Source organism: uncultured Wocania sp., from assembly GCF_964021735.1.
In the GTDB taxonomy this organism is placed as follows: domain Bacteria; phylum Bacteroidota; class Bacteroidia; order Flavobacteriales; family Flavobacteriaceae; genus Wocania_A.
On sequence record NZ_CAXIBN010000180.1, the window covers coordinates 1 to 6,364 of the forward strand.

The 6,364-nt window shown below is 32.2% G+C and carries 5 protein-coding genes and 1 tRNA gene; 2 read left to right on the top strand and 4 right to left on the bottom strand.

Annotated features, from left to right (window positions below; translation table 11 throughout):
* From AADI82_RS12930 to rimP, 3 genes are all read right to left on the bottom strand, one after another.
* Positions 1–1,448, bottom strand: a 1,448-nt coding sequence (locus tag AADI82_RS12930) for a translation initiation factor IF-2 N-terminal domain-containing protein (protein WP_341216846.1), incomplete at its 3' end; no start/stop codon positions are given.
* 63 nt (positions 1,449–1,511) lie between these two features.
* The gene (gene nusA, locus AADI82_RS12935) at positions 1,512–2,744 is read right to left on the bottom strand and encodes a transcription termination factor NusA (RefSeq protein WP_341216847.1); all 1,233 of its coding nucleotides are present in this window, start codon (positions 2,742–2,744) and stop codon (positions 1,512–1,514) included.
* Between the two features lie 9 nt (positions 2,745–2,753).
* Complete coding sequence (gene rimP / locus AADI82_RS12940; protein ID WP_341216848.1) at positions 2,754–3,215, bottom strand: ribosome assembly cofactor RimP; 462 nt, start codon at positions 3,213–3,215, stop codon at positions 2,754–2,756.
* Between the two features lie 136 nt (positions 3,216–3,351).
* Between rimP and AADI82_RS12945 the strand changes: the two genes are divergently transcribed.
* Positions 3,352–4,176, top strand: a complete 825-nt coding sequence (locus AADI82_RS12945; protein ID WP_341216849.1) for a universal stress protein — start codon at positions 3,352–3,354, stop codon at positions 4,174–4,176.
* A 46-nt stretch (positions 4,177–4,222) separates the two neighbouring features.
* Here the strand turns inward: AADI82_RS12945 and AADI82_RS12950 are convergent.
* Positions 4,223–4,295: transfer RNA gene (locus AADI82_RS12950), tRNA-Gln, on the bottom strand.
* 214 nt (positions 4,296–4,509) lie between these two features.
* Here AADI82_RS12950 and AADI82_RS12955 point away from each other — a divergent pair.
* The coding region (locus tag AADI82_RS12955) for a DUF2723 domain-containing protein (protein WP_341216850.1) at positions 4,510–6,364 on the top strand (1,855 nt) is incomplete at its 3' end.

A 6,364-nucleotide genomic window follows, 5' to 3' on the forward strand; every position in this document is an offset into this window, starting at 1 on the left:
GTAAAGGCTTCGTGACCTGGTGTATCTAAAAATGCTATTTTTTGACCATTTTCAAGTTGTACACCATAAGCACCGATATGTTGTGTAATACCTCCTGATTCGCCTGCAATTACATTTTCTTGACGAATGTAATCCAGAAGTGATGTTTTACCATGATCGACGTGACCCATTACTGTTACAATTGGTGCACGTGGTTTTAAATCTTCTGGTTTATCCTCTACTTCTTCAATAGATTCTTCAATATCTGCTGTTACAAATTCTACTTTATAACCAAATTCTTCTGCTACAATAGATAGTGTTTCTGCATCTAAACGTTGATTCATTGTAACCATCATTCCTAACGACATACATGCCGATATAATTTGAGTTACTCCAACATCCATCATGGTTGCTACTTCGTTTGCTGTTACAAATTCAGTAACCTTAAGAATTTTGCTTTCTGCTGCTTCTATTTGCTCATCAATCTCAGATTGTTCTCTATGTTGATCTCTTTTATCTCTTCTGTATTTAGCACCTTTACCTTTGCTAGATTTACCTTGAAGTTTTTCAAGTGTTTCACGCACTTGTTTTTTTACATCTTCTTCGCTAGGTTCTTCTTTAACAATGTTTCTTCTGCCTTGACCTGGTTTTCCTTTAAACCTGTCGTTTCCCCCTGGTCTATTTCCAGCACCTCTATTTTGTGCTGTACCAGACCCTGGTACTCCAGCTTTACTAATACGGCGACGCTTTTTCTTGTTTGCGGTTCCTTCGCCTTTTTTAGCATCAGGCTTTTTCTCTTCTTTCTTTTTCTTAGGCTTAGAAAACTTAGATAAATCAATTTTATCACCCGCTATTTTTGGGCCTGTAAGTTTTTTGTATTGAGTCGTTACCTTTTCATCTGGAACAAGTTCTCCATCTTCATTTAGTTTTTCCTTTTTAGGAGCAACTTCTTTGACTTCTTCCTTTTCTTTAGTCTTAGCTTTAGGTGTTTTAACCTCTATAGGCTCTTCAACCTTTACTTCAACGTCCTTTTCAGCTTGTTTTTTAACTGGCTCTTTAGGTCCTTCTGAAACAATAATATCTGCTTTTTTAGCAACTACTTTTTCTTCCTTCTTTTTAGGATCTAAATCAATTTTACCAACAGTTTTTGGTCCAGAAAGTGTTTTAGTTGCTTTAACAACTTCTTCTTTTTGGGCTGCAATTTTTTGCTTTTCTTCAAGTTCGCGCTCGCGTTGCTCTCGCAATACTTCTTTCTCTTTTAGTTTTGCTTCACTAACTTCTTTAGATGCTACTTTTTTACTAGCATCTGTTTCAAATTCATCAGAAAGAATTTTATACGTTTCTTCAGAAATTTTTGTAGTAGGTCGCTTCTCTATTTCAACACCTTTGGAATCTAAAAATTCCACGGCACGATCTAGAGAGATATTAAGCTCACGTAATACTTTATTTAATCTAATTGTTTCAGCCATAAATTGCCTTTAAAATACTCAAATATATATTATACCCATTCAATCATAAAATTAAATTGGTATTTATTCTTCGAATTCTTCTCTTAGAATTCTAATAACATCATTAATTGTTTCTTCTTCTAAGTCTGTTCTTTTAACTAAATCTACTACATCTTGTTCTAAAATGCTTTTAGCAGTATCTAGTCCAGCTTTACTAAACTCTTCTATAATCCATCCTTCAATTTCATCAGTGAATTCTCTTAATTCTACATCTTCTTCTGCACCTTCTCTAAACACATCTATCTCGTAACCAGTTAATTGACCCGCTAAACGAATATTATGACCACCACGACCAATAGCTTTACTTACTTCTTCTGGTTTTAAAATAACCTCAGCACGTTTTGTTTCTTCATTTAATTTAATTGAAGTTACTCTAGCTGGACTTAATGCTCTGGTTACATATAATTGTAAATTGTTGGTATAATTTATAACGTCGATATTTTCATTACCTAACTCACGCACAATTCCGTGAATTCTAGAACCTTTCATACCTACACAAGCTCCAACTGGATCGATTCTATCATCATAAGAATCTACAGCTACTTTTGCTTTTTCACCAGGAATTCTTACTACATTTTTAATAGTTATTAAGCCATCAAAAACTTCTGGAATTTCTTGCTCAAATAATTTTTCTAAAAACTTAGGTGAGCTTCTTGACATAATAATAGTTGGTTTAGCACCTTTAAGCTCTACACTATCAATTACACCACGAACGTTATCTCCTTTTCTGAAAAAATCAGAAGGGATTTGTCTGTCTTTTGGCAATACAATTTCATTACCATCATCATCTAATAAAATAACAGCTCTGTGACGAATATGGTGCACTTCTGCTGTATAAATCTCCCCTACTAAATCTTTAAATTGTTTATAAATAATAGTGTTATCGTGCTCATGAATTTTAGATATTAAGTTTTGGCGTAATGCTAAAATAGCACGTCTCCCTAAATCTATAAGTTTTACTTCTTCAGATACATCTTCACCTACTTCAAAATCTGGCTCAATTTTACGAGCTTCAGTTAATGAAATTTCTTGATTTGGTTCTTCAACTTCGCCATCGGCAACCACAATTCTATTTCTCCATATCTCTAAATCGCCTTTATCTGGGTTTACAATAATATCGAAATTATCATCATCGCCATATTTCTTTTTTAAGGCACTTCTAAATACATCTTCTAAAATAGCCATTAACGTTACTCTGTCAATTAACTTATCGTCTTTGAATTCTGAAAATGATTCAATTAACGCTACATTTTCCATAAATCTGAATTAAAATTTAATCATAACTTTTGCTTCTACAATATCTTTATAAGCAATATTTGCTTCTTTCTTTACAGTTATTTTGCCTTTTCCTATTGGTTTTGGCTCTCTAACTTTCCATTTTAATGTAATGGTATCTTCAGTAGCTTCAGCAAGAATTCCTTCTATTTTTTCAGAATTTGTTCTTACTTCTAGCGTTCTATTTATATTTTTTTTATACTGCCTATTATGTACTAATGGTGCTGTTGCTCCAGAAGACATAACCTCTAAAGAAAAATCTTGCTCTTCTCTATCTAAATTATGCTCGATGGCTCGGCTAATAAACATACAATCTTCAACCAAAACACCATTATCACCATCTATAATGACTTTAATGTGATTACTACTATCAATAGAAAAATCAATAAGAAATAAATCTGATCTTTCAATTAGTGCAGCTTCAAGTAAATCTGTAACCGTTTTTTTAAACATTTTTAGTATAAAAAGAGGGGACTTTCCGTCCCCTCATTATCTTAATTTTGCCTTTCAACGGTGCAAATATATAATATTTTAATTGATTTATAAAGTATTAATTTATAAATTTATATACATCTCAAATACAAAAACCATGAAAAAAATACTTGTCCCTACAGATTTTTCTGAACAGGCTGAAAACGCTTTAAAAGTTGCTGCTCAGTTAGCTAAGACCCATAATTGCGAAATTTATTTGCTTCACATTGTTGAAATCCCAATGCATAAAGTTGATGCTTTAAGCTCCTACAACAACTTACCTGAAGCTGTTTATTTTATGAAATTAGCTCATAAACAATTTGAAGCATTAAAAACAAAGGACTACTTAAAAGGCTTAGTAATACATGAGCATGTTGATTTGCATGAAATATTTAAAGGTATTTTTCAAACGTGCAAAAAACATAACATAGATTTAGTTGTAATGGGCTCTAACGGCGTAAGTGGTTTAAGAGAAATGCTTGTAGGGAGTAATACCGAAAAAGTTGTTCGCACATCAGAAACCCCAGTACTTGTTATTAAAAATGAACATAAAAAATTTAAGGTTAAAGATTTTGTTTTTGCTTCCGATTTTAAAGATGAAAGCAAAACATCTTATAAAAAAGCTCTAAATTTTGCTGAAGTTTTAGGTGCTAAAATGCATTTACTTATGGTAAATACACCTAATAAATTTGTTACATCGGCAAAGGCAAATAATAGAATAAAAAAGTTTACGGAAGATTTTAGTTTCTCTAAATACACTATCAATATTTATAACGATTTAAGTATTGAAAAAGGGATTATGAATTTTTCACAATCTATAAATGCCGACTTAATTGGCATGAGTACCCATGGCAGACAAGGCATTTCTCATTTTTTCAATGGTAGTATTAGTGAGGATTTAGTAAATCATGCAAAACGACCTGTAATTACTTTTAAGATATAGAAATCATTTAAAACTAAAAAAGTCTTCCTTAAAGGAAGACTTTTTGTTGGCCTACTAGGGCTCGAACCTAGACTCTTTGGTACCAAAAACCAACGTGTTGCCAGTTACACCATAGGCCATTCTGGTATTGAGGATGCAAATTTAATACAATAAATGCTTTGCGCAAGTATTTTTTAAAAAATAATTTTGAATACTTAACGTTTCCCTAAAAAAACAGTTACATTTTATGCTTAACAGCAACGGTATTATTGTTTTATGTTAAGACAAACTAAATAGTTATGTCTCGTTTCATATTTATTATTAAATTCGCCCAAGCAAACAAACATAGATTTTATGGCACATTTAAACTTTAAAAAATGGAATACTATCTTAGGATGGTTCTCTTTTTTAATTGCATTTATTACATATACTTTAACAGTAGAGCCTACGGTAAGTTTTTGGGATGCAGGTGAATACATTTTAACCTCGGCAAAATTGCAAGTTGGTCACCCACCAGGGGCACCTTTATTTCAAATGATGGGAGCGTTCTTTTCTATGTTTGCTTTTGAGCCTTCTCAAGTAGGTTGGATGATGAATATGATGAGTGCTGTGGCTAGTGCTTTCACTATTTTATTTATGTTTTGGACAATTACTTTGTTGCTGAAAAAGTTTGTTAACAACGGTAAAGATTTAAACTCACAACAAACTATGGCTATTTTAGGTAGTGGTTTTGTGGGCAGTTTAGCGTTTACATTTACCGATTCGTTTTGGTTTAATGCTGTTGAAACCGAAGTTTACGCTATGGCTACTTTAATTATGTCAGTGTTATTTTGGTTGGGCTTACGTTGGGAGCAAGACATGGACAAACCACGCGGAAACCGTTGGCTTATTTTAATTGCTTTCGTTATTGGCTTATCGTTTGGGGTGCATTTTATGGGTTTATTAACCATTCCTGCTATCGGGCTTATTTACTACTTTAAAAATTATAAAACGGTTACGGTTAAAAATTTCATAATCGCTAATGTGGTTTCGGTTGGTATTTTACTATTCGTCTTTAAATTATTAGCACCAAATATCCTTAAGATTTTTAGTGTTTTCGAAATATTTTTTGTGAATACTATTGGACTTCCTTTTAACTCAGGCTCTATTATTGCAGGTTTATTATTAGTTGCTATTATTTTTTACGCTTTAAAATACACGCGACAAAAACAACATACACATTTAAACACTGGTATACTATGTCTAACCTTTGTTATTATTGGATTTTCCACATGGTTAATGTTACCAATTCGTGCCAATGCCAATGTGGTAATTAACGAAAATAATCCGTCGAGTGCAAGAGAATTATTAGCCTATTATAACTTAGAACAATACCCAGAAACACACTTGTTTTACGGACCATTGTTTACAGAACAATATGCTTATTTAGATGAAAAGAATCCATATGTAGATGCCAAGCCTAAATACGAAAAAGATAAAGAAAAAGGTGAATATGTTATTGTGAATGATTACAAGAATGCTAATTATAATTTCAATTCAAAACAAGCATCTATTCTTCCGCGAATGTGGAGTGGCGAACATGCTGAAAATTATATGATGTTTTCTGGGTTTTTAGATTTTAAAATAAAACCTGAATATCAAATGGAAAATAATCTACGCACTTTGGTGTCAAATTTTAAAAATAATGTTGCTCAAGGGAATGTGGATTATGAAGATTATAACAAATTTTTAAAAACATATGGACAGCAATTTTTAGAGGTTGAAAAACCATCTTTAGGATCTAATATTTTATATATGTTAGAATACCAACTAGGATATATGTATTGGCGTTATTTTATGTGGAATTTCACAGGGAGACAAGACGATATTCAAGGCCGCTACGATAATCACGGAAATTGGATAAGCGGTATAAAACTTATTGACGAATGGCATTTAGGCTATTCTCAAGATAATTTACCAAGCGATGTAAAAAACAATAAAGCTCGAAATACCTATTACTTTTTACCTTTAATATTAGGGTTAATAGGGATGTTTTTTCTTTTTAATAAAGATAAAAAAACATTTTGGATCATGCTCGTATTTTTCCTATTTACAGGATTAGCTATCCAGTTTTACACCAATGTGCGTCCGTTTGAACCTCGAGAACGTGATTACTCTGTTGTAGGCTCATTCTATGTATTTGCTATTTGGATTGGTTTTGGAGTTTATG

Coding starts and splice junctions, on each gene's coding strand:
- nusA (WP_341216847.1), bottom strand. CDS start 2,744: ATGGAAAATGTAGCGTTAATTGAATCATTTTCAGAATTCAAAGACGAT.
- rimP (WP_341216848.1), bottom strand. CDS start 3,215: ATGTTTAAAAAAACGGTTACAGATTTACTTGAAGCTGCACTAATTGAA.
- AADI82_RS12945 (WP_341216849.1), top strand. CDS start 3,352: ATGAAAAAAATACTTGTCCCTACAGATTTTTCTGAACAGGCTGAAAAC.